Consider the following 22659-nt stretch of genomic DNA (forward strand, 5'->3'; position numbering starts at 1 on the left):
ATTGACGCAACCTGAATGATGGCGTGGAGAGGAAACGCTGCTGTGCGCCTGATAATCACATTTCTGATGGCCTGGTGCCTCAGCCTGGGGGCATACGCCGCGACAGCCCCCGACGCCAAACACATTGCCCAGGAACTGGAGCAGGCGAAAGCGGCAAAACCCGCCCAACCGGAAGCCGTTGAGGCGCTGCAGGCGGCGTTGAATGCGCTTGAGGAGCGTAAAGGCTCTCTCGAGCGCGCTCAGCAGTATCAACAAGTCATTGATAATTTTCCCAAAATGTCCGCCTCGCTGCGGGCACAACTCACCAACCTGCGCGATGAACCCCGCACCGTTCCGCCTGGCTTGTCCACCGATGCGCTAAACCAGGAGATCCTCCAGGTCAGCAGCCAGTTGCTGGAGAAAAGCCGCCAGGCCCAGCAGGAACAGGAACGCGCGCGCGAAATCGCTGACTCATTGAGCCAGCTTCCGCAGCAGCAAACCGATGCCCGCCGCCAGCTTAACGAGATCGAACGCCGCATTGGCACAGCAACGGGTAATACGCCCGTCAGCCAGGCGCAAAATTACAGTATGCAGGCCGACTCAGCGCGGCTGAAGGCGCTGGTCGACGAACTGGAGCTGGCGCAGCTTTCCGCCAATAATCGTCAGGAGCTGGCGCGGTTGCGCGCGGAACTGGCGCAAAAGCAGAGCCAGCAGCTTGATGCTTATCTGCAGGCATTACGAAATCAACTTAACAGCCAGCGCCAGCGTGAAGCAGAACGCGCGCTGGAGAGCACCGAACTGCTGGCGGAAAACAGCGCGGATCTGCCGCCGGATATCGTTGCGCAATTTAAGGTGAACCGTGAGCTGTCTGCGGCGCTGAACCAGCAGGCGCAGCGGATGGATCTGGTCGCCTCTCAGCAGCGTCAGGCCGCAAGTCAGACCCAACAGGTTCGCCAGGCGTTGACGACGTTACGGGAACAGTCGCAGTGGCTCGGCTCTTCCAACCTGCTGGGCGAAGCCCTGCGCGCGCAGGTGGCGCGGCTGCCGGAGATGCCAAAGCCGCAGCAGTTGGATACCGAAATGGCGCAGCTGCGCGTTCAGCGTCTGCGCTACGAAGATCAGCTCAATAAACAGCCCCAGCTTCGCCAACTGCATCAGGCAGACGGACAGCCGCTTACCGCCGAACAAAATCGCATTCTGGAAGCCCAACTGCGAACCCAGCGCGAGCTGCTGAATTCGCTGCTCCAGGGCGGCGACACGCTGATACTCGAACTGACTAAGCTGAAGGTGTCCAATAGCCAGCTTGAAGACGCCCTGAAAGAGGTCAACGAGGCGACCCACCGCTATCTTTTCTGGACCTCCGACGTGCGCCCACTGTCGTTCTCCTGGCCAATCGATATTGTCCAGGATCTGCGCCGTCTGATATCGCTCGACACCGTCAGCCAACTGGGCAAAGCCAGCCTGATGATGTTAACCAGCCGGGAAACGCTGTTACCGCTGTTCGGCGCGCTGATTCTGGTGGGCTTTAGCATTTATTCGCGTCGCCACTTTACCCGTTTTCTCGAACGTTCCGCCGCCAAAGTCGGCAAAGTGACCCAGGACCACTTCTGGCTGACGCTGCGCACCGTGTTCTGGTCGATCCTGGTGGCCTCGCCGTTGCCGGTGCTGTGGATGACGCTAGGCTACGGTCTGCGCGAAGCCTGGCCGTATCCGCTGGCGGTCGCGATAGGCGACGGCGTCACGGCGACGGTGCCGCTGCTGTGGGTCGTGATGATCTGCGCGACCTTTGCCCGCCCGAATGGTCTGTTTATCGCCCACTTTGGCTGGCCACGCCAGCGCGTCACGCGGGCGATGCGGTATTACCTGATGAGTATCGGTCTGATTGTGCCGCTGATTATGGCGCTGATCATGTTTGATAACCTGAATGACCGGGAATTTTCCGGCTCGTTGGGGCGCCTGTGCTTTATATTGATTTGCGGCGCGCTGGCGCTGGTGACGTTGAGTCTGAAAAAGGCCGGGATCCCGCTTTATCTCGATAAAGAAGGCAACGGCGACAATATGGTCAACAGTATGCTGTGGAACATGATGATCGGCGCGCCGCTGCTGGCGATTCTGGCGGCGGCGGTGGGCTATCTCGCCACCGCACAGGCGCTGCTGGCGCGGCTGGAAACCTCCGTCGCTATCTGGTTCCTGCTGCTGGTGATTTATCACGTCATTCGCCGCTGGATGCTGATCCAGCGGCGGAGGCTGGCCTTTGACCGCGCGAAGCACCGTCGGGCGGAAATGCTGGCGCAGCGTGCCCGTGGCGAAGAAGAACCGGCCCATTCCACCAGCCTTGAAGGCACCGTTGACATCGATGAAAGCGAAGTCGATCTCGATGCCATCAGTACCCAGTCATTACGTCTTGTGCGTTCTATCCTGATGCTGATCGCCCTGCTGTCGGTGATTGTATTGTGGTCGGAGATCCATTCCGCGTTCGGCTTCCTGGAAAATATCTCACTCTGGGATGTTACCTCCACGGTGCAGGGCGTCGAAAGCCTCGAGCCAATCACGCTGGGCGCGGTGCTGATTGCGATTCTGGTGTTTATCATCACCACGCAACTGGTGCGTAATCTTCCCGCACTGCTGGAGCTGGCGCTGTTACAGCATCTCGATCTGACGCCAGGCACCGGCTACGCCATTACCACCATAACCAAATACCTGCTGATGCTGATCGGCGGGCTGGTCGGCTTCTCGATGATTGGTATCGAATGGTCAAAACTGCAATGGCTGGTCGCGGCGCTCGGTGTGGGTCTTGGCTTTGGTTTGCAGGAGATCTTCGCAAACTTTATCTCGGGTCTGATTATCCTGTTTGAAAAGCCGATTCGTATTGGCGATACGGTGACGATCCGCGATCTGACCGGCAGCGTGACGAAGATTAACACCCGCGCGACCACCATCAGCGACTGGGATCGTAAAGAGATTATCGTGCCGAACAAAGCGTTTATTACTGAGCAGTTTATCAACTGGTCGCTGTCCGACTCGGTAACCCGCGTGGTGCTCACCGTTCCGGCGCCCTCTGACGCTAACAGCGAAGAGGTCACCCAGATCCTCTACACGGCGGCGGAGCGTTGTTCGCTGGTGATTGATAACCCGCCGCCGGAAGTCTTTCTGGTTGACCTGCAACAGGGGATTCAGATCTTTGAATTGCGCATCTATGCTGCGGAAATGGGCCACAGAATGCCGCTACGCCATGAAATCCACCAGTTGATTCTGGCGGGCTTCCAGGAGCACGGTATAGATTTGCCGTTCCCACCGTTCCAGATGCGTCTGGAAAGTCTTAACGGCAAGAAAACGGCCAGAACGTTAACCTCAGCCGGACGCGGTAGCCGCCCGGCAGGAAGTTTGTAAAGCAGGTGTAGGCCTGATAAGGCGAAGCCGCCATCAGGTCTACAGCCGTTCTGTTTATTCCAACGCCCACTGCGGCTGATTTGCCATCCGGCGGCTATAGTTCTGATAAATCGTTATTGCCAGCAGTGAAAAGAATACCGGGCCGCCGGTCATCCACAGCGCGCTGTTCCAGTCTCCGGCCTCGATCACTGGCTGGACGATCGTGAAAACGTTGGCAAACGTCACCACCAGCACCACCACACCCGTCGCGGCCAGCGTCGATGCTCTGGTTTTGAAAATCACAAACGGTCTTTCCAGCTCAGTTCGCGCCTTAAAGAACGGGAACGCCAGCGCGAGGAACAGGTACGGCAGGGTCATTGAGACATTCGCCATTAGCGTCAGCTTGTTATAAAACGCCGAGGCGGTGTCGCCGCCAAACGAGACCAACAGAATAAACAGGCACACCAGCAGACACTGCATCCACATCGCCGTTGCCGGCATCCCGACGGCGTTGAGTCTTGTCATTGGCGCAGGCCATAACGCTTTCGGCGTTCCCTGTATGATCGCTTTCAACGGTGAATAACTCAGCGTGAAGAACGCGCCGGTGTAGGCGAGGAACATCGACAGACCGGTAATGCGCGCAAACCAGACGCCCAGGGTTATCGCTGCTTCCGGCGACAGATGTAACGCATTGCCCAGCGTCATCCCAAGGCTTTTCATCAGGATATAGGTAATATTTCCGAGGTTCACGGCGCTATTACTGAGTACCTGCTGCCAGTTGGTGCTAACACCCCATAAAAATATCGCCAGCGAATAGCCGACGGAAATAACCATCGCCGCAAATACGATGCCTTTCGCAAAGTTCTTTTCCGGTTTTTCGGTTTTATCCACCAGCCCGCCGACCGCTTCAATACCGCCATAGGCAAATATCGCGAACACCACAAATGACAGCATTGCCAGGCCAGACTGATAGCCCGTGTTCGGCGAGGCGGTGAAATTAATCTCCTCGGCGAAATGTCCGCCGTTTAATAACAGAATGGCGATGCTCACCAGCAGCAGGACCGCATTCAGGCACATCACCGCAATGCCGCCAACCGCCGTAACGCGAGCAATTTTATTAATCCCCCGCGCGGCCACGCCGGTGACCATAATCATCCACGCCACGGCAAGCAGCCCTACGACCTGCGTGGGTTCAAGCCCGCCGATGCGCCAGTGTTGGGTCATATCCGCGCCGAACACAAAGGTGGAAAATGGCACCCACACCTTCGCCGCAGTACTCACCATCCAGATGACGTAAGATGAAAACCACATGAACGTGCCAATAAAAGCATAGCGCGGTCCAACGCTGTTATTCATCCAGGAATAGATTCCGCCCTCCTCTTTTCGGTAAGCGGAACCCATTTCAGCCATCATTAATGCAAATGGAATAAAGAATAATAATGCAGAAAATATATACCATGGGATTGCGCTATAACCCATTAAGTAAAAAGCGGAAGGGCTATTTGCAAATCCAAAAACGGAAGTAAAAATCATCAGGATGAGACCTGTCAGGCTCATCTTTTTTATTGTCTGGCTCATGAAACCATCCCTCACTCTGAGCGCGTTGAGTAAACCGCGCTCACTGAATCGCACCGCTCTCTATTGCGGAGAGCGGCAAGTGAAATCAACACAGGATTGATACCTGAATGGTAACAAATGACCAGTATTAAAATGTGGCTTTTAGAGGGAAATTGAAAATTTGTGCTACAAAATGGCGCGTATGACACCATTTTGTAGGGAAAACAAGAACACTATGCGCGGTCGACGGTAAAGGCAATCACTTCTGCAAGGCTTTCTGCCCCCAGCGCCAGCATCACCAGGCGATCCACGCCCAACGCGACGCCGGAACAGTCCGGCATCCCAACTTTGAGCGCGTCGAGCAGGTTATTGTCGATCGGCTGCTGTGGTAAGCCACGGGCGGCACGCTTACGGTTATCCTGTTCAAAACGCTGCTGCTGTTCGCGCGCGTCCGTCAGTTCGTGGAAACCATTCGCCAGTTCAATACCTTTGTAGTAGACCTCAAAGCGTTCCGCCACGCGGTGATCTTCCGTGCTGATTTGCGCCAGCGATGCCTGGCTTGCCGGAAAATGGTACACAAACGTCGGCTTTTCCTTACCGATGTGCGGCTCGACGCCCATTGTGAACAACAGTTGCAACAGCGTATCGCGATCCTCTTCGGTATCGGCAATATTGCTCAGGTCCAGCTTCGCTGCGACTTCTCGCAGTTGCGTCTTATCCGCGGAGAGCGGGTCGATCTCCAGATGACGCAGGAATGCCTGCTGATAAGAAAGGCTCTCCGCCGCCGGGCATTCCAGCACCTGTTGCAGCAGATCGTCCACTTCGTTCATCAGCCGGTACATGTCGTAATGGGGACGGTACCACTCCAGCATGGTGAATTCCGGGTTGTGATGGCGCCCCATCTCTTCATTACGGAAGCTACGACAAAGCTGGAAGACCGGACCACAGCCTGCCACCAGCAGACGTTTCATGTGGTATTCCGGACTGGTCATTAAATAGAGGTTCATCCCCTGGGAGTGACCGGGGCCGACGAAACGCGTCTCGAACGGGAACAGATGAATGTCTGTGACCGTCGCCTGGCTCATGCAGGGCGTCTCTACCTCCAGCACGCCGCGATCGGCGAAAAAACGACGAATTTCCGTCATAATTGCCGCGCGTTTTAACAGGTTAGGTATGGACGCGCTCGGCTGCCAGGTTGCCGTTTCGCTCATGGTTCTTTCTCCAGTTTAAGACAAGGGCACGAAGTCTACTCGTAACGCGCCAATGAAACAAATTTTGCGCAGGAATAATAAAGCGGGGCTACCGGGTTAAAAAAGCGTACAACGATGGTTTAGTAATTAAATTAATCAAATTCAATGATAATTCCCCCCTCTGACGCGCTAAAAAAATCGAACACGTCAAATTTCGTGCACATCGCAATGACTATACTGTTGTACCTATAAAGGAGCAGTGGAAACGCATTCACGTCCCGTATGATTCAGGGTCTTTATCTGAAAATGCGAGGTCGTGAAATTACAACAATCTGGAGGAATGTCGTGCAAACCTTTCAAGCCGATCTTGCCATTATAGGCGCCGGTGGCGCGGGATTACGTGCTGCAATTGCTGCCGCGCAGGCAAATCCTAACGCAAAAATCGCACTGATCTCAAAAGTGTACCCCATGCGCAGCCACACCGTTGCTGCCGAAGGGGGCTCAGCCGCAGTCGCCCAGGATCATGACAGCTTCGACTATCATTTTCATGATACCGTAGCGGGCGGAGACTGGCTGTGTGAACAGGATGTCGTGGACTACTTTGTCCATCACTGTCCGACCGAAATGACCCAACTGGAGCAATGGGGCTGCCCATGGAGCCGTCGTCCGGACGGTAGCGTCAACGTCCGTCGCTTTGGCGGGATGAAAATCGAGCGTACCTGGTTTGCCGCGGATAAAACCGGCTTCCATATGCTGCACACCCTGTTCCAGACCTCCCTGCAGTTCCCACAAATCCAACGTTTTGACGAACATTTTGTTCTGGATATCCTGGTTGATGAGGGACACGCTCGCGGCCTGGTCGCGATGAACATGATGGAAGGCACATTAGTGCAGATCCGCGCGAACGCGGTGGTGATGGCGACCGGCGGCGCAGGCCGTGTGTATCGTTACAACACCAACGGCGGCATCGTGACCGGCGACGGCATGGGCATGGCGCTGAGCCACGGCGTTCCGCTGCGTGATATGGAATTCGTTCAGTATCACCCGACCGGTCTGCCAGGTTCCGGTATTCTGATGACCGAAGGTTGCCGTGGTGAAGGCGGTATCCTGGTCAACAAAAACGGCTACCGCTATCTGCAGGACTACGGTATGGGTCCGGAAACCCCGCTGGGCGAGCCGAAAAACAAATACATGGAACTGGGCCCGCGCGACAAAGTTTCTCAGGCCTTCTGGCACGAATGGCGTAAAGGCAACACCATTTCAACCCCGCGCGGCGATGTGGTTCACCTCGACCTGCGTCATCTGGGCGAGAAGAAACTGCTCGAACGTCTGCCGTTTATCTGCGAACTGGCGAAAGCCTACGTGGGCGTCGATCCAGTGAAAGAGCCGATTCCGGTTCGTCCAACCGCGCACTACACCATGGGCGGTATCGAAACCGATCAGAACTGCGAAACCCGCATTAAAGGTCTGTTTGCCGTCGGCGAATGTTCTTCCGTTGGTCTGCACGGCGCTAACCGCCTGGGCTCTAACTCGCTGGCCGAGCTGGTGGTCTTTGGTCGTCTGGCGGGCGAGCAGGCGATGGAGCGCGCGTCGACCGCAGGCACCGCTAATGACGCCGCGCTGAACGCACAGGTTGCGGACGTTGAAAAACGCCTGAAAGACCTGGTTAACCAGGAAGGCAATGAAAACTGGGCGAAGATCCGCGACGAAATGGGTCTGTCTATGGAAGAAGGTTGCGGCATCTACCGTACGCCGGAACTGATGCAGAAAACCGTGGACAAGCTGGCCGAGTTGCAGGAACGCTTCAAACGCGTGCGCATTACCGACAACTCCAGCGTGTTCAACACCGACCTGCTTTACACGATCGAACTGGGTCACGGTCTGAACGTGGCAGAATGTATGGCGCACTCCGCGCTGGCACGTAAGGAATCACGCGGCGCGCACCAGCGTCTGGATGAAGGCTGCACCGAGCGTGACGACGTCAACTTCCTCAAACATACTCTCGCCTTCCGCGATGCTGATGGCACGACTCGCCTTGATTATAGCGACGTGAAAATCACCACGCTGCCGCCTGCGAAACGCGTTTACGGTGCGGAAGCGGAAGCAGCCGATAAGAAGGAGAAGGCGTAATGGCTGAGATGAAAAACCTGAAAGTTGAGGTGGTGCGCTACAACCCTGAAACCGACACCGCGCCGCACAGTGCTTTCTACGAAGTGCCCTATGATGAAACCACCTCACTGCTGGATGCGCTGGGCTATATCAAAGATAACCTGGCGCCGGACCTGAGCTACCGCTGGTCCTGCCGTATGGCGATCTGCGGTTCCTGCGGCATGATGGTGAACAACGTACCGAAACTGGCGTGCAAAACCTTCCTGCGTGATTACACCAACGGCATCAAGGTGGAAGCGCTGGGCAACTTCCCGATCGAACGCGATCTGGTCGTCGACATGACGCACTTTATTGAAAGTCTGGAGGCGATCAAGCCGTACATCATCGGCAATCCGCGCACCACGGATCAAGGACCGAACGTCCAGACCCCGGCACAGATGGCGAAGTATCACCAGTTCTCTGGTTGCATCAACTGTGGTCTGTGCTATGCCGCCTGCCCGCAGTTCGGCCTGAACCCTGAGTTCATCGGTCCGGCGGCGATTACGCTGGCGCATCGTTACAACGAAGACAGCCGCGACCACGGTAAGAAGGAGCGTATGGCGCAGTTGAACAGTCAGAATGGCGTATGGAGCTGTACTTTTGTGGGCTATTGCTCTGAAGTCTGCCCGAAACACGTCGATCCGGCTGCGGCTATTCAGCAGGGTAAAGTGGAAAGCTCGAAAGACTTTCTTATCGCCACCCTGAAACCACGCTAAGGAGTGCAACATGACGACTAAACGCAAACCCTATGTGCGGCCGATGACGTCCACCTGGTGGAAAAAACTGCCGTTTTATCGCTTTTACATGCTGCGCGAAGGCACCGCCGTTCCGGCAGTGTGGTTCAGTATTGAGCTGATTTTCGGTCTGTTCGCGCTCAAGCATGGCGTGGAATCCTGGGCAGGCTTCGTAGGCTTCCTGCAAAACCCGGTGGTGGTGATCCTCAACCTGATCGCCCTGGCGGCAGCGCTGCTGCACACCAAAACCTGGTTTGAGCTGGCGCCGAAAGCCGCCAACATTATCGTAAAAGATGAAAAAATGGGGCCAGAGCCGATCATTAAAGGTCTCTGGGTGGTTACTGCGGTCGTGACCGTAGTCATACTGTTTGTTGCCCTGTTCTGGTAAGGAGTCCGGGATGATTAATCCAAACCCAAAACGTTCTGACGAACCGGTATTCTGGGGTCTGTTTGGCGCAGGCGGTATGTGGAGCGCGATCATCGCGCCGGTAATGGTTCTGCTGGTGGGTATTTTGCTGCCGCTGGGTCTGTTCCCGGGCGATGCCCTGAGCTTTGAGCGCGTACTGGCGTTTGCCCAGAGCTTCATTGGTCGTGCGTTTCTGTTCCTGATGATCGTCCTGCCGCTGTGGTGTGGTTTACACCGCATGCACCATGCAATGCATGATCTGAAAATCCACGTGCCGGCTGGCAAGTGGGTCTTCTACGGTCTGGCGGCTATTCTGACGGTTGTCACCGCTATCGGGATTGTCAGCATCTAAATCCTCTGCCCTCTTGTCAGCCTGATAAGAGGGCAATTTTTTCTCCCTTCTGCCGCTATTTTCCCGCCAGGTTCTACACTTAAGTAAAAACCGCTTAAGGAAGACCTATGCGCCTGCTCCCCGTCGTTGCCGCTGTCACCGCGGCTTTCCTGGTCGTCTCCTGCAGTAATCCAACACCACCACGCGGCGTCACGGTGGTCACAAACTTCGACGCGAAACGTTACCTCGGCAGTTGGTATGAGATAGCTCGTTTCGATCACCGCTTTGAACGTGGTTTGGAAAAAGTGACGGCAACCTACAGTCAGCGCGACGACGGCGGTCTTAACGTCGTCAATAAAGGCTATAACCCGGACAGAGGCCGATGGCAGCAGATGGAAGGAAAAGCCTATTTTACTGGCGATCCCAGCCGCGCGGCGCTGAAAGTCTCTTTCTTCGGACCGTTCTACGGCGGATATAACGTTATCGCGCTCGACAGAGAGTATCGCCACGCGCTGGTTTGCGGTCCGGATCGCGACTACCTGTGGATACTCTCACGCACCCCGACCATTTCCGATGAAATGAAGCAGCAGATGCTGGCCGTCGCGACCCGGCAAGGTTTTGATGTCAGTAAATTAATTTGGGTGAAGCAACCCGGCGCTTAATGGGTGCTCAGCTTCAGGCCAATAATCCCAACGACTATCAGCGCCAGGCTGGCGAGACGCATCGGGTTGGCTGACTCTCCCAGCAGCACAATACCGGTAATGGCGGCCCCGACGGCGCCGATTCCGGTCCACACGGCATAGGCGGTACCGACGGGCAGCGTTTTCATCGCCCAGGCGAGAAGCGCCATACTGACAATCATCGCGGCGATGGTGATGACGCTCGGCGTCAGGCGACTGAATCCGTGCGTGTATTTCAGGCCAACCGCCCAAACCACTTCAAGCAGACCCGCAATTAACAAGATTATCCAGGACATATCAGGCTCCGTAGAAATGGGGCCGTCCCCGATGAAAGACGCGTTTGCAGGTCGTCCTGCAACGCGATGAGTAGAAAAATAATTCTGCCTGAGCGGGGATAAATTTCAACTTTTTTCTCTTTTGCCCGCTAAAGCGTCGAATTAGGCGCATTTCGAAGCGCATTTTACGCATTCAGCACTGATCGGACTTCTCTATGATGGGACGCTTTCTGAAGTCAGGAAGCCACTAGCCTTACTTCTGAATGCGAAAACGTTATGTTGAAAATACTCGTGATTGACCGTTGCCACTTTACCCGTTCCGGGATCGAGGCGTGGCTTAATCGTTCTGAATTCTTTAATCATTCATTTCTGGTCTCCGGGCTTAACAACCTGCTGTTGGTGAAGGAGCATATCCAGCAGTGGAAACCGCACCTGGTGATCGCCGATCTTTATGGCTTTCTGAATGATGCGCGTTCTGTCCAGTACATTGCGCCGTTTGTTCTCGCCTGCGGTAGCAGCCCACTCATTTTGCTGGAGTCTGGCGGTCTGGCGGAAACCCAGCGCTATCCGGTTTATGCCGCGTTGTCGAAGCAGGTTGCTCTGCCGGAACTGGCGGAAAATATTCACAATGCGTTGCTCAGCGGTTCCGTCGCAGAAGCGCCTGGCAATGCTTCGCCCTTACTGACGCCGCAGGAAGAAAAGGTACTGACGATGTGGATGGAAGGGGCAAGTAATAACGCCATCGCCTGTGCGCTCAGCATTCACGCAAAGACGGTCTATACCTATAAGCGCAATATCCGTATGAAGCTACACATGGACAATCGCTTTTCACCTTTTCTGGCGCTTTCCGAAATGAAAAGTTAACGGCACGACAGGGTTGCCGTACCGTTTACGCTGTTACTGCTGAGCTCTTGTCGCCGCGCCGGAAATAGCATCGCCGCCGTCAGAAATATCCTGACCAACGCCTCGCGTGGTATTACAGGCAGTCAACACGGAGGAAAGCACTAACACTGAAAAGATCGCTGCAATTGTTTTCTTAACCATAACGTCTTCCTTTTCTAGCCAATGTTATTTGAGTATTGCTACTTAATCATAGACAAGATCCGGAAAAATGACGGAACAGAGACAATTTTTAGGAAGACGAGAAAAAATTAGCTGGCGGCGTTCGAAATGGAGTTGCCGAGATGTTTCATGTCCTCACCAAAGCCCCGTGCGGTATTGCAGCCCGCCAGCAACGATGTGGTGAGAAGAATCAGTGTTACAAGACCGAGAAGACGTTTCATCATTCCTGCCCTGGAAACAGTGGTGCAGCGAAAGGGCTGCACCAAATTTATGCTGATCCACACCATCCTTCAGGATGAGATGGATTATTTAACGCGGGAAACGTATTCGCCTGAACGCGTATCCACTTTGATCACTTCGCCAATCTGAACGAACAGCGGAACTTTAACCACTGCGCCAGTGGACAGCGTTGCCGGCTTGCCGCCAGTCCCTGCGGTATCGCCTTTCAGACCCGGGTCGGTATCAACGATTTCCAGCTCAACGAAGTTCGGCGGCGTGACGGAGATCGGCTGGCCGTTCCACAGGGTTACGATGCACTCAGCCTGGTCCAGCAGCCATTTCGCGTTGTCGCCGATCGCTTTCGCATCAGCAGACAGTTGCTCAAAGGTTTCGTTGTTCATGAAGTGCCAGAACTCACCGTCGGTGTACAGGTAAGTCAGGTTCATATCGACTACGTCAGCGCCTTCTGCGGAGTCAGTAGATTTGAAGGTTTTCTCTACGCGAGTACCGGTCAGCAGGCGGCGCAGCTTAACGCGAGCAAAAGCCTGACCTTTACCTGGTTTAACGAATTCGCTGGCTTCAACCGCATAAGGTTCGCCGTCCAACATGATTTTAAGACCAGCGCGAAAATCGTTGCTATAGTACGTTGCCATAAGGCCCTCTGAAAATTGTTAACTGGTAGCTAAGCCACAAAATGGCGCATATTGTAACCCTAAATACCCCATCCAGAGAAGATTGGTTATCGCAACTTGCCGATGTTGTGACCGATCCCGATGAGCTCCTGCGTCTTTTAAACATAGAGGCAGACGAAAACCTGTTAGCCGGGCGTGACGCCAGACGTCTGTTCGCCCTGCGCGTGCCGCGGGCGTTTATCGCGCGCATGGAGAAAGGTAACCCTGACGATCCGCTTTTACGTCAGGTACTTACTTCGCAAGAGGAGTTTATCGCCGCGCCCGGTTTTTCCACCGATCCGCTCGATGAGCAGCACAGCGTGGTGCCCGGACTGCTGCATAAATACCACAACCGGGCGCTGCTTTTAGTGAAAGGCGGCTGCGCGGTAAATTGTCGTTATTGCTTCCGCCGTCACTTTCCTTATGCGGAAAATCAGGGCAATAAACGCAACTGGCAGGCCGCGCTGGACTATATCAGCGCCCATCCGGAGCTGGATGAGATCATTTTTTCCGGCGGCGATCCGCTGATGGCAAAAGACCACGAGCTGGACTGGCTGCTCACCCAACTGGAGGCCATCCGGCACGTTAAGCGTCTGCGCATACACAGTCGCTTGCCGATTGTTATTCCAGCGCGCATCACGGAGGGATTGGTGGCCCGCTTCGCGCACTCTTCTCTCCAGATCCTGCTGGTGAACCATATCAACCACGCCAATGAAATCGACGCCAGTTTTCGGGACGCTATGGCGAAATTGCGCACGGCTGGCGTCACGCTGCTTAACCAGAGCGTCCTGCTGCGCGGCGTTAATGACAACGCCCGGACGCTTGCCGCTCTCAGCAACGCCCTGTTCGACGCGGGCGTGATGCCCTATTACCTGCACGTACTGGATAAAGTGCAGGGCGCAGCGCATTTCATGGTCACCGATGACGAAGCGCGCCAGATTATGCGCGAACTGTTAACGCTGGTGTCGGGTTATCTGGTGCCTAAACTGGCGCGGGAAATTGGCGGCGAGCCCAGTAAAACGCCGCTCGACTTACAGCTACGTCAGCAATAAGCCACAAAAGGTGTCCGGTTCCGGACACCTCCATTTAAATTACCCGCTTTCCCGCTCTACATTATGTTACTTTAACGATAACTGTCGCATTATATATTTAAAAAACATATATATAGCTCGTAACTAATGATTTAATTAATAATTGGTTAGGGAGAACCTTGATGGCTATGAGTATCAAAGGCATTAATACAGGTGTTATTCGCAAATCGAATGAATTTATGGCGCTGGCGCTGAAAATAAAAGAGCCAAGAAATAAAGAATCACTGTTCTTTTTGACTGCGCTGGAGTTAAGGGATCTGCTGATCGCGCTGGAAAGCCGCCTCCATGAAAAGCAGCAATTAAATGCGGAACAGCGGCAGTACTATGAGAAAGCGCGCGATAAGGTCAGTAAAAAGCTGTTGGATAACACCCCGTCCATGGTGGAAGACGAACTTAAACACGCCGATGTCAACCGGCGCATTGTTTCTGTCACCTTATCCGAGGCAAATAGCGAGGACTTACTGTTCGTCTGCCAACTTCACGACGGCAGCCGCTGTGAATTGATAATTAACGAGCTGCAGATTGAAATGCTGGTCCAGGCGATAGTTCGGGCGTTGAGTAATGCCGGTATGCGTGAACTGGCGCTGCGGATTTCTTCTCTTCTCGACTTCCTGCCGTTATATGACGCCGACTGCAAGAGCAATGATAATCTGGAATATGACGCCTACGCGCAACCGGACTGGAAACACGCGCTTTTCAGCCACTATGTCGCGGTGCTTTACCGTTATACCGATGAAACCGGAAAAGAGCAGCACAGCGGCGTTGTGGTAAAAACCCGCTCGCCTTCCGGTAATAAAGAGGTGGAGTCGATTTCACGTCGGCTGCTCGAATTTAGTCCGAGACTGAAAAAGCTGGCAGGAAAGCCGTGTCAGGTATTCGCCAGAACGCTGGCCGCAGGGAAAACGCAGAAGCTCACTCAGGAACAGTGCCTGCGCGCGTTGCACCACTTACGCGTTCAGTCGGATAAGGCCCCGCGGAATGCCTGATGGCGCTGCGTTTATCAGGCCTACAGGAGCCGTAGGCCGGATAAGTCGCGTCACGTCGCCATCCGGCAAGGAGAGTGCGATTAATTAGGGCACTTATAAACTTGTCCCGTCATTTCACTGGCGGTCGGGACAAAACTGGATAACATCCCCTGTGATGGGCTGCTTACGCCGTAAAGCACATTGCCGCCCATTGCCGCAGCCTGGTTACGCAGATCGTTTGCCGCGCCGCGCATAGAACCGCCTTCCTCGCCATGCTGACCAGAAAGCCAGTTGCTTTGCTTACCGGTTGCCGTACCAATCAGTTGGCACTCCGCGCCTGGCTTTTCTTCCATGAAGCGAACGCTTTGACCGGCAGCGCTCAGTTCGTTGCTGGAGCTACAACCCGCCATCAGTAGCGCGGCACCGACGATCCCTGCTAAATATTTCACGTGCATGTTATTCCCCATAATCAATGAGCTGGACTCGTTGTCCGTAGTTGAATCTTATACTAAAAAGATGACTAAAAGAAAAACCCCCGGACATTTCTGCCCGGGGGTTTCTCATTTTTCGCAATATGTTCGTTATGTGTATTTAATCGATATTTCACGTCGCAGGCAGGCGGCAAGTTCTTTTATCTCCAGGAGCTTACATCAGTAAGCTCCTGGGCAGAGAAACGCTGCCAACGTACCTGCGGCGGGAAGTATGAGGATTAAATTACATCATGCCGCCCATACCACCCATGCCGCCCATGCCGCCAGCAGCACCTAAGTCAGGCGCATCGCTTTTCGGCAGGTCAGTCACCATGCACTCGGTGGTGATCATCAGGCCAGCCACAGAAGCCGCGTACTGCAGTGCAGAACGGGTTACTTTGGTCGGATCCAGGATACCCATGTCGATCATGTTGCCGTATTCTTCAGTTGCCGCGTTGTAACCGTAGTTGCCGTCGCCGCTCTTCACGGTGTTAGCCACAACAGACGGTTCTTCGCCGCAGTTCAGCACGATCTGACGCAGAGGCGCTTCCATTGCGCGCAGCGCAACTTTAATACCGACGTTCTGATCTTCGTTCTGACCTTTCAGCTCGGCGATTTTGCTTGCCACGCGAATCAGCGCAACACCACCACCGGCAACCACGCCTTCTTCTACCGCAGCACGGGTCGCGTGCAGGGCATCTTCAACGCGCGCTTTTTTCTCTTTCATTTCAACTTCGGTCGCCGCGCCAACTTTGATCACTGCCACGCCGCCTGCCAGTTTCGCTACGCGCTCCTGCAGTTTTTCACGATCGTAGTCAGAAGTGGCTTCTTCGATCTGCTGACGAATCTGCGTCACACGACCCTGGATTGCCGCTTCTTCACCCACGCCATCGATGATGGTGGTGGTGTCTTTATTGATCACAACGCGTTTTGCCTGGCCCAGGTCTTCCAGGGTGGCTTTTTCCAGTTCCATACCGATCTCTTCAGAGATAACGGTACCGCCGGTCAGGGTTGCGATATCCTGCAGCATCGCTTTACGACGGTCGCCGAAGCCAGGCGCTTTAACCGCAGCCACTTTCACGATACCGCGCATGGTGTTAACCACCAGGGTCGCCAGCGCTTCGCCTTCCACATCTTCCGCAATGATCAGTAGCGGTTTGCCTGCTTTCGCAACGGCTTCCAGAACCGGCAGCATTTCACGGATGTTGGAGATTTTCTTATCAGCCAGCAGGATGAACGGGCTTTCCAGTTCTACTGCGCCAGTTTCCGGCTTGTTGATGAAGTATGGAGACAGGTAGCCACGGTCGAACTGCATACCTTCAACCACGTCCAGTTCGTCCTGCAGACCGGTACCGTCTTCAACGGTGATCACGCCTTCTTTGCCGACTTTGTCCATCGCTTCCGCGATCAGTTTACCCACGGTTTCGTCGGAGTTCGCGGAGATGGTCCCTACCTGAGCAATCGCTTTGGAGTCAGAGCACGGTACGGACAGCGCTTTCAGTTCTTCAACCGCCGCAGCGACAGCTTTGTCGATACCACGTTTCAGATCCATCGGGTTCATGCCCGCAGCAACGGCTTTCAGACCTTCAGTAATGATGGACTGAGCCAGTACGGTTGCAGTGGTCGTACCGTCGCCCGCAGCGTCGTTCGCTTTAGAGGCCACTTCTTTTACCATCTGCGCGCCCATGTTTTCGAACTTGTCTTCCAGTTCGATTTCACGTGCTACGGATACGCCATCTTTAGTGATGGTCGGGGCACCGAAGGATTTGTCCAGGACAACGTTGCGGCCTTTCGGTCCGAGGGTCACTTTCACTGCGTCTGCCAGTACGTTTACGCCGCGCAGCATTTTCACACGAGCGTCGTTACCGAATTTTACGTCTTTAGCTGCCATGTTCTTATTTCCTCAAATTCGTACAGTTTCGTGCGTTAATTACGCTTCAACAATTGCCAGAATGTCGCTTTCAGACATGATCAACACTTCTTCATTGTCGATCTTCTCAGACTTCACACCGTAACCATCGTTGAAAATCACGATGTCGCCGACTTTCACGTCCAGCGGTTGCACGGTACCGTTATCCAGGATGCGGCCCTTACCGACAGCGATGATCTCGCCACGTGTTGATTTACCCGCTGCAGAACCGGTAAGTACGATGCCGCCAGCTGATTTGGATTCAACTTCTTTACGCTTGACGATCACACGATCATGTAACGGACGAATACTCATTGATAGCTCTCCTTTGAGAAGGTCTTTATCAGTTATGGGTGACGCCGGCCCGTAAAGGTTCCCCGGCTAGTGACCAGAGAGATGGGGATGGGGTTTTACCCCTTCAAGGGGTAACGCAAAAAAAAATTTTCTTCAGCGAAAAATCCTGTAAAAACACGGCTTACCTCACATTTCTCGTCTATTTAATCGCCTGCGTCATAAGCAAATCTGATTGTGATACCATCGAAAATCTGCGCAGTTGCCTGACACCAGGCGCAACCGGATAACTTCTCATGAGTGGACTGAAACAAGAGCTGGGACTGGCTCAGGGCATCGGCCTGTTGTCGACATCGTTATTAGGCACCGGCGTCTTCGCCGTTCCGGCGCTGGCGGCGCTGGTTGCAGGCAACAATAGCCTGTGGGCCTGGCCAATTTTGATCGTTTTAGTGTTTCCCATCGCGATTGTCTTTGCACTGTTGGGCCGCCACTACCCCAGCGCGGGCGGCGTCGCTCATTTCGTCGGCATGGCGTTTGGTCCACATCTGGAACGCGTCACCGGTTGGCTGTTTTTATCCGTGATCCCCGTGGGGCTCCCCGCCGCCCTGCATATCGCCGCCGGATTTGGCCAGGCGATGTTTGGCTGGCACGGCTGGCAGCTTTTGCTCGCGGAACTGGGCACGCTGGCGCTGGTGTGGTACATCGGTTCGCGCGGCGCCAGCTCCAGCGCCAATCTGCAATCGGTAATTGCCGGGCTTATCGTCGCGCTGATTGTCGCTATCTGGTGGGCAGGCGACCTGAAACCGGCGGAAATCCCCTTCCCTGCCCCTGGCGAAATAGAGATGTCAGGATTGTTTTCCGCGCTGTCGGTGATGTTCTGGTGTTTTGTGGGTCTGGAAGCGTTCGCTCATCTCGCCTCTGAATTTAAAAAACCGGAACGCGATTTCCCCCGCGCGCTGATGATTGGCCTGCTGCTGGCGGGCTCCGTCTACTGGGGCTGCACCGTTGTGGTACTGCATTTTGGCGCCTATGGCGAGACAATGGCGGCCGCAGCATCGCTGCCTGACATCGTGGTGCGGCTGTTTGGCGTGCAGGCGCTGTGGGTGGCTTGCGTCATTGGATATCTGGCCTGCTTTGCCAGCCTCAATATTTATATCCAGAGCTTTGCCCGCCTGGTGTGGTCCCAGGCGCAATATAAGCCCGATCATTATCTGGCCCGCCTCTCGCCACGCCACATTCCGCGTAATGCATTGAATGCCGTGTTGGGTTGTTGTGTAGTCAGCACACTGTGTATTTACGCGCTGGAGATCAATCTTGATGCGCTGATCGTCTACGCCAACGGCATCTTTATCATGATTTATCTGCTGTGCATGCTGGCCGGATGCCGCCTGCTGAAAGGTCGCTACCGCGCGCTGGCGGTGGTTGGCGGGGCATTGTGTTTGCTGTTGCTGGCGATGGTGGGCTGGAAAAGCCTGTACGCGCTGGTGATGCTGGCCGGATTATGGCTGTGTTTGCCGAAACGGAAAAAAGTGGAAAGTCGGTTGTAGTTCGAGTGGCCCGGCCGACGCACAGCGTTCCGGGCCTGCACGGTCACAAAGCAATCAATCGCGGCGATCGTCTTTATGTTCGATCCGGTCACGCTCTTCATCTTTACGCTGAAACTCGCCGTCAAACGTCTCGCCGCCGCCCGTTCCGGCGCTAAATCCACCGCCCGGCATTCGGGAAAAACGCAAATGCGGCAGCAGCTTCATCGTCAGATGCTTTTGCACTGGGGGTAATAAAAGAAGCAGGCCGAGGAAGTCGGTAAAAAAGCCAGGCAACAACAGCAGCAGACCGGCAATGATCAGCGACACGCTCTTGATCATCTCCGCCGCCGGGCTCTCACCCGCCGCCATTTTCTGCTGCATCAGCATAAAATTCTTAAATCCCTGGTTACGCACCAGCGACATCCCAATCACCGACGTGAAGATGACGAGGATCAGGGTCATCAGCACGCCCAACACATGGGCGACCTGAATAAAGATAGAAATCTCAATATAAACATAGAGAAAGACAGCAAGTAACGGTATCCAGCGCAAGGGGTTCTCCTGTGGCAGACCGCCGTTTCACCCACGTCGGCCTGAAATTGGTTGCGATTCGCATTAGTCAGTTGTTGGGGTAGTTCGCAAAATTTCAAGCTGTTTGTACACTTATTTTTGGAGTTAATCCTGAAGCGGTGACATATTTCACAAAATAATAATTAAGGGGTAATTAGTACCACTTAAAGTGATCCAGATTACGGCACAATTCCTGCAGCAGCATATGATCTCGTATACCAGACTGACGGAGGGGATAATCGTCGGTCAAGAAACAATCGAAACCACATATGTTCTGTGTGTTTAGTGCATTCATTGGCAGCTTTAAAAAAGAAGGTTCACATGTTAAACAACATTCGTATCGAAGAAGATCTGTTGGGTACCAGGGAAGTTCCAGCTGAAGCCTACTATGGTGTTCACACTCTGAGAGCGATTGAAAACTTCTACATTAGCAACAGCAAAATCAGCGATATCCCTGAGTTTGTGCGCGGAATGGTAATGGTGAAGAAGGCCGCGGCTCTGGCGAACAAAGAGCTGCAAACCATTCCTAAGAGTGTGGCGAATGCAATCATCGCCGCATGTGATGAAGTCCTGAATAACGGCAAATGCATGGACCAGTTCCCGGTAGATGTCTACCAGGGCGGTGCGGGCACTTCCGTTAACATGAACACCAACGAAGTGCTGGCCAATATCGGGCTGGAGCTGATGGGTCACCAGAAAGGTGAATATCAGTACCTGAACCCGAACGACCACGTGAACAAATGTCAGTCTACTAACGACGCCTACCCAACCGGTTTCCGCATCGCGGTTTACGCCTCTATCGTTAAACTGATCGACGCCATTAACCAGCTGCGTGAAGGCTTTGAGCGTAAAGCTGTCGAATTCCAGGACATCCTGAAAATGGGTCGTACCCAGTTGCAGGATGCGGTGCCAATGACGCTGGGTCAGGAATTCCGCGCGTTCAGCGTCCTGTTGAAAGAAGAAGTGAAAAACATCGAGCGTACCGCCGAGCTGCTGCTGGAGGTTAACCTTGGCGCAACGGCTATCGGTACCGGTCTGAATACCCCGAAAGAATACTCCCCGCTGGCTGTCCAGAAACTGGCGGAAGTAACAGGTTTCGCCTGCGTTCCGGCTGAAGACCTGATCGAAGCGACCTCTGACTGCGGCGCTTATGTCATGGTGCACAGCGCGCTGAAACGCCTTGCCGTGAAGATGTCCAAAATCTGTAACGACCTGCGTCTGCTCTCCTCTGGCCCACGTGCTGGCCTGAATGAGATCAACCTGCCGGAACTGCAAGCGGGCTCTTCCATCATGCCAGCCAAAGTGAACCCGGTTGTGCCAGAAGTCGTAAACCAGGTGTGCTTCAAAGTTATTGGTAACGACACCACTGTTACCATGGCGTCTGAAGCGGGTCAGTTGCAGCTGAACGTGATGGAGCCCGTTATTGGTCAGGCGATGTTCGAATCTATCCACATTCTGAGCAACGCTTGCTATAACCTGCTGGAAAAATGCGTTAACGGTATCACCGCTAACAAAGACGTGTGCGAAGGGTACGTCTTCAACTCTATCGGTATCGTCACCTACCTCAACCCGTTCATCGGCCACCACAACGGCGACATCGTTGGTAAGATTTGCGCCGAAACCGGTAAGAGCGTCCGTGAAGTGGTGCTGGAGCGTGGTCTGTTGACTGAAGCAGAGCTAGACGATATTTTCTCCGCACAAAACCTGATGCACCCTGCTTACAAAGCAAAACGCTATACTGATGAAAGCGAACAGTAATCATACAGGGTAGTACCAAAGAGGGCACGTCAGATGACGTGCCCTTTTTCATATAAGAAGTTACCAAATAACAACAATTTAATATCAACTTGTTAAACAACAAGGAAGGCTAATATGATAGTTGTCGAACTTATCATTGTTTTGCTGGCAATCTTTTTGGGCGCCAGACTAGGGGGCATCGGTATTGGATTTGCAGGTGGGCTGGGTGTTCTGGTTCTTGCCGCTATCGGCGTGAAACCCGGTAATATCCCGTTCGATGTCATTTCCATCATCATGGCGGTTATCGCTGCCATCTCCGCAATGCAGGTCGCGGGCGGTCTTGACTATCTGGTTAACCAGACGGAAAAGCTGCTGCGCCGTAATCCAAAATACATCACGATCCTCGCACCGATCGTCACTTACTTTTTGACTATTTTCGCAGGCACCGGGAACATCTCTCTGGCAACGCTGCCGGTTATCGCTGAAGTGGCGAAGGAACAAGGCATCAAGCCTTGTCGTCCTCTGTCCACCGCAGTGGTTTCCGCACAGATTGCGATTACCGCATCGCCCATCTCCGCAGCGGTGGTGTATATGTCTTCTGTGATGGAAGGTCATGGCATTAGCTACATCCACCTGCTGTCCGTGGTCATTCCGTCCACGCTGCTGGCGGTTCTGGTGATGTCCTTCCTGGTCACCATGCTGTTCAACTCAAAACTCTCTGACGATCCGGTATACCGTAAACGTCTGGAAGAAGGTCTGATTGAACTGCGCGGTGAGAAGCAGATTGACATCAAACCAATGGCGAAAAGCTCCGTCTGGCTGTTCCTGCTGGGCGTGGTGTGCGTGGTGGTTTACGCGATTATCAACAGCCCAAGCCTCGGTCTGGTTGAGAAGCCGCTGATGAACACCACTAATGCTATCCTGATCATCATGCTGAGCGTCGCGACGCTGACCACTATTCTGTGCAAAGTGGAAACCGACGCTATCCTCAACTCCAGTACTTTCAAAGCCGGTATGAGCGCCTGTATTTGTATCCTGGGCGTGGCATGGCTGGGTGACACTTTCGTGTCTCACAACATCGACTGGATCAAAGATACTGCGGGTGAAGTGATTCAGGGCCATCCGTGGCTGCTGGCGGTGATCTTCTTCTTTGCTTCTGCGCTGCTTTACTCTCAGGCGGCAACCGCAAAAGCACTGATGCCGATGGCGCTGGCGCTGAACGTTTCTCCGCTGACGGCGGTCGCATCGTTTGCGGCGGTTTCTGGTCTGTTTATCCTGCCGACCTATCCGACGCTGGTCGCGGCGGTACAAATGGACGACACCGGCACCACGCGTATCGGTAAGTTTGTCTTCAACCACCCGTTCTTCATCCCTGGTACGCTGGGTGTGGTTCTGGCGGTCTGCTTCGGCTTCCTGCTGGGCAGCTTCATGCTGTAAGTATGACCCACGGGGCGTATTCACGCCCCGTTTTTCCCCTCC

The 22659-nt window shown here is 54.2% G+C and carries 22 protein-coding genes; 12 read left to right on the forward strand and 10 right to left on the reverse strand.

The window, feature by feature from the left end; translation table 11 throughout:
* Positions 1 to 42 precede the first annotated feature (42 nt).
* Positions 43 to 3369, forward strand: coding sequence for a miniconductance mechanosensitive channel MscM (gene mscM / locus OOJ60_RS13830; RefSeq protein ID WP_199956983.1), 3327 nt, complete (start codon positions 43 to 45; stop codon positions 3367 to 3369).
* 54 nt (positions 3370 to 3423) lie between these two features.
* Here the strand turns inward: mscM and yjeM are convergent, their stop codons facing one another.
* Together yjeM and epmA are read right to left on the reverse strand one after the other, a co-directional pair.
* Positions 3424 to 4926, reverse strand: a complete 1503-nt coding sequence (gene yjeM, locus OOJ60_RS13835) for a glutamate/gamma-aminobutyrate family transporter YjeM (protein ID WP_199956982.1) — start codon at positions 4924 to 4926, stop codon at positions 3424 to 3426.
* A gap of 212 nt (positions 4927 to 5138) precedes the next feature.
* A complete protein-coding gene (gene epmA / locus OOJ60_RS13840) occupies positions 5139 to 6116 on the reverse strand; it encodes an elongation factor P--(R)-beta-lysine ligase (protein WP_042289625.1) in 978 nt (325 codons plus the stop codon).
* A 324-nt stretch (positions 6117 to 6440) separates the two neighbouring features.
* On the opposite strand from epmA, the gene frdA reads away from it, so the two are divergent.
* The 5 genes from frdA to OOJ60_RS13865 all read left to right on the forward strand — a co-directional run bounded on the left by frdA (position 6441) and on the right by OOJ60_RS13865 (position 10376).
* Positions 6441 to 8225, forward strand: a complete 1785-nt coding sequence (gene frdA / locus OOJ60_RS13845; protein ID WP_205612735.1) for a fumarate reductase (quinol) flavoprotein subunit — start codon at positions 6441 to 6443, stop codon at positions 8223 to 8225.
* Complete coding sequence (frdB, locus tag OOJ60_RS13850; protein ID WP_042289627.1) at positions 8225 to 8959, forward strand: fumarate reductase iron-sulfur protein; 735 nt, start codon at positions 8225 to 8227, stop codon at positions 8957 to 8959. The genes frdA and frdB overlap by 1 nt, the downstream gene beginning before the upstream one ends.
* A 10-nt stretch (positions 8960 to 8969) precedes the next feature.
* Positions 8970 to 9365 (forward strand): fumarate reductase subunit FrdC, encoded by a 396-nt coding sequence (frdC, locus tag OOJ60_RS13855; RefSeq protein WP_042289631.1) that lies wholly within the window; start codon positions 8970 to 8972, stop codon positions 9363 to 9365.
* Positions 9366 to 9375: 10 nt separating this feature from the next.
* Positions 9376 to 9735 carry a fumarate reductase subunit FrdD gene (gene frdD / locus OOJ60_RS13860; protein ID WP_042289633.1) on the forward strand — a complete coding sequence of 120 codons (360 nt, stop codon included), beginning with the start codon at positions 9376 to 9378 and terminating at the stop codon, positions 9733 to 9735.
* A 107-nt stretch (positions 9736 to 9842) separates the two neighbouring features.
* A complete protein-coding gene (locus tag OOJ60_RS13865; protein ID WP_205612736.1) occupies positions 9843 to 10376 on the forward strand; it encodes a lipocalin family protein in 534 nt (177 codons plus the stop codon).
* Here OOJ60_RS13865 and sugE read toward each other — a convergent pair.
* Positions 10373 to 10690 (reverse strand): quaternary ammonium compound efflux SMR transporter SugE, encoded by a 318-nt coding sequence (gene sugE / locus OOJ60_RS13870; RefSeq protein WP_042289637.1) that lies wholly within the window; start codon positions 10688 to 10690, stop codon positions 10373 to 10375. The genes OOJ60_RS13865 and sugE overlap by 4 nt on opposite strands.
* A gap of 255 nt (positions 10691 to 10945) precedes the next feature.
* On the opposite strand from sugE, the gene OOJ60_RS13875 reads away from it, so the two are divergent.
* Positions 10946 to 11533: a LuxR C-terminal-related transcriptional regulator gene (locus tag OOJ60_RS13875; protein WP_042289640.1), complete on the forward strand. Its 588-nt coding sequence runs from the start codon at positions 10946 to 10948 to the stop codon at positions 11531 to 11533.
* 33 nt (positions 11534 to 11566) lie between these two features.
* On the opposite strand, the gene ecnB is transcribed toward OOJ60_RS13875, so the two are convergent.
* The 3 genes from ecnB to efp form a co-directional block, all read right to left on the reverse strand.
* Entirely contained in the window at positions 11567 to 11713 is a 147-nt protein-coding gene (ecnB, locus tag OOJ60_RS13880; protein WP_042289642.1) for a lipoprotein toxin entericidin B, read from the reverse strand.
* Between the two features lie 107 nt (positions 11714 to 11820).
* Positions 11821 to 11955, reverse strand: coding sequence for an entericidin A/B family lipoprotein (locus OOJ60_RS13885; protein WP_060570444.1), 135 nt, complete (start codon positions 11953 to 11955; stop codon positions 11821 to 11823).
* 81 nt (positions 11956 to 12036) lie between these two features.
* A complete protein-coding gene (gene efp / locus OOJ60_RS13890) occupies positions 12037 to 12603 on the reverse strand; it encodes an elongation factor P (protein ID WP_042289645.1) in 567 nt (188 codons plus the stop codon).
* A 41-nt stretch (positions 12604 to 12644) separates the two neighbouring features.
* Between efp and epmB the strand changes: the two genes are divergently transcribed.
* Both epmB and yjeJ read left to right on the forward strand, forming a co-directional pair.
* Entirely contained in the window at positions 12645 to 13673 is a 1029-nt protein-coding gene (epmB, locus tag OOJ60_RS13895) for an EF-P beta-lysylation protein EpmB (RefSeq protein ID WP_042289648.1), read from the forward strand.
* 161 nt (positions 13674 to 13834) lie between these two features.
* Positions 13835 to 14698 (forward strand): YjeJ family protein, encoded by an 864-nt coding sequence (gene yjeJ / locus OOJ60_RS13900; protein WP_181822143.1) that lies wholly within the window; start codon positions 13835 to 13837, stop codon positions 14696 to 14698.
* 80 nt (positions 14699 to 14778) lie between these two features.
* Here yjeJ and OOJ60_RS13905 read toward each other — a convergent pair whose 3' ends face one another.
* From OOJ60_RS13905 to OOJ60_RS13915, 3 genes are all read right to left on the reverse strand, one after another.
* Positions 14779 to 15132 carry a DUF4156 domain-containing protein gene (locus OOJ60_RS13905; RefSeq protein WP_042289653.1) on the reverse strand — a complete coding sequence of 118 codons (354 nt, stop codon included), beginning with the start codon at positions 15130 to 15132 and terminating at the stop codon, positions 14779 to 14781.
* A 259-nt stretch (positions 15133 to 15391) separates the two neighbouring features.
* On the reverse strand, positions 15392 to 17038 hold the full coding sequence (gene groL / locus OOJ60_RS13910; RefSeq protein WP_042289655.1) for a chaperonin GroEL: 1647 nt from the start codon (positions 17036 to 17038) through the stop codon (positions 15392 to 15394).
* Positions 17039 to 17077: 39 nt separating this feature from the next.
* On the reverse strand, positions 17078 to 17371 hold the full coding sequence (locus tag OOJ60_RS13915; RefSeq protein ID WP_000027827.1) for a co-chaperone GroES: 294 nt from the start codon (positions 17369 to 17371) through the stop codon (positions 17078 to 17080).
* A gap of 272 nt (positions 17372 to 17643) precedes the next feature.
* Between OOJ60_RS13915 and yjeH the strand changes: the two genes are divergently transcribed.
* Positions 17644 to 18894, forward strand: a complete 1251-nt coding sequence (gene yjeH / locus OOJ60_RS13920) for an L-methionine/branched-chain amino acid transporter (protein ID WP_042289657.1) — start codon at positions 17644 to 17646, stop codon at positions 18892 to 18894.
* A 54-nt stretch (positions 18895 to 18948) separates the two neighbouring features.
* Here the strand turns inward: yjeH and OOJ60_RS13925 are convergent, their stop codons facing one another.
* Positions 18949 to 19425: an FxsA family protein gene (locus OOJ60_RS13925; RefSeq protein ID WP_042289660.1), complete on the reverse strand. Its 477-nt coding sequence runs from the start codon at positions 19423 to 19425 to the stop codon at positions 18949 to 18951.
* 339 nt (positions 19426 to 19764) lie between these two features.
* Here OOJ60_RS13925 and aspA point away from each other — a divergent pair, with 339 nt between their 5' ends.
* Both aspA and dcuA read left to right on the forward strand, forming a co-directional pair.
* Positions 19765 to 21201, forward strand: a complete 1437-nt coding sequence (aspA, locus tag OOJ60_RS13930; protein WP_042289667.1) for an aspartate ammonia-lyase — start codon at positions 19765 to 19767, stop codon at positions 21199 to 21201.
* Positions 21202 to 21315: 114 nt separating this feature from the next.
* Positions 21316 to 22617: an anaerobic C4-dicarboxylate transporter DcuA gene (dcuA, locus tag OOJ60_RS13935; RefSeq protein WP_042289670.1), complete on the forward strand. Its 1302-nt coding sequence runs from the start codon at positions 21316 to 21318 to the stop codon at positions 22615 to 22617.
* Positions 22618 to 22659 lie beyond the last annotated feature (42 nt).

Origin of the sequence: Citrobacter sp. R4 (assembly GCF_026719175.1) — a bacterium.
Lineage (GTDB): Bacteria > Pseudomonadota > Gammaproteobacteria > Enterobacterales > Enterobacteriaceae > Citrobacter_A > Citrobacter_A sedlakii.

Bases quoted from the DNA above. Each gene is read 5' to 3' on its own strand.
- frdC (WP_042289631.1), top strand. From the start codon at position 8,970: ATGACGACTAAACGCAAACCCTATGTGCGGCCGATGACGTCCACCTGG.
- OOJ60_RS13905 (WP_042289653.1), bottom strand. From the start codon at position 15,132: ATGCACGTGAAATATTTAGCAGGGATCGTCGGTGCCGCGCTACTGATG.
- dcuA (WP_042289670.1), top strand. From the start codon at position 21,316: ATGATAGTTGTCGAACTTATCATTGTTTTGCTGGCAATCTTTTTGGGC.
- yjeM (WP_199956982.1), bottom strand. From the start codon at position 4,926: ATGAGCCAGACAATAAAAAAGATGAGCCTGACAGGTCTCATCCTGATG.
- OOJ60_RS13885 (WP_060570444.1), bottom strand. From the start codon at position 11,955: ATGATGAAACGTCTTCTCGGTCTTGTAACACTGATTCTTCTCACCACA.
- ecnB (WP_042289642.1), bottom strand. From the start codon at position 11,713: ATGGTTAAGAAAACAATTGCAGCGATCTTTTCAGTGTTAGTGCTTTCC.
- sugE (WP_042289637.1), bottom strand. From the start codon at position 10,690: ATGTCCTGGATAATCTTGTTAATTGCGGGTCTGCTTGAAGTGGTTTGG.
- yjeH (WP_042289657.1), top strand. From the start codon at position 17,644: ATGAGTGGACTGAAACAAGAGCTGGGACTGGCTCAGGGCATCGGCCTG.
- OOJ60_RS13875 (WP_042289640.1), top strand. From the start codon at position 10,946: ATGTTGAAAATACTCGTGATTGACCGTTGCCACTTTACCCGTTCCGGG.
- aspA (WP_042289667.1), top strand. From the start codon at position 19,765: ATGTTAAACAACATTCGTATCGAAGAAGATCTGTTGGGTACCAGGGAA.
- OOJ60_RS13915 (WP_000027827.1), bottom strand. From the start codon at position 17,371: ATGAGTATTCGTCCGTTACATGATCGTGTGATCGTCAAGCGTAAAGAA.
- epmB (WP_042289648.1), top strand. From the start codon at position 12,645: ATGGCGCATATTGTAACCCTAAATACCCCATCCAGAGAAGATTGGTTA.
- frdD (WP_042289633.1), top strand. From the start codon at position 9,376: ATGATTAATCCAAACCCAAAACGTTCTGACGAACCGGTATTCTGGGGT.
- frdB (WP_042289627.1), top strand. From the start codon at position 8,225: ATGGCTGAGATGAAAAACCTGAAAGTTGAGGTGGTGCGCTACAACCCT.
- epmA (WP_042289625.1), bottom strand. From the start codon at position 6,116: ATGAGCGAAACGGCAACCTGGCAGCCGAGCGCGTCCATACCTAACCTG.
- OOJ60_RS13865 (WP_205612736.1), top strand. From the start codon at position 9,843: ATGCGCCTGCTCCCCGTCGTTGCCGCTGTCACCGCGGCTTTCCTGGTC.
- groL (WP_042289655.1), bottom strand. From the start codon at position 17,038: ATGGCAGCTAAAGACGTAAAATTCGGTAACGACGCTCGTGTGAAAATG.
- yjeJ (WP_181822143.1), top strand. From the start codon at position 13,835: ATGGCTATGAGTATCAAAGGCATTAATACAGGTGTTATTCGCAAATCG.
- efp (WP_042289645.1), bottom strand. From the start codon at position 12,603: ATGGCAACGTACTATAGCAACGATTTTCGCGCTGGTCTTAAAATCATG.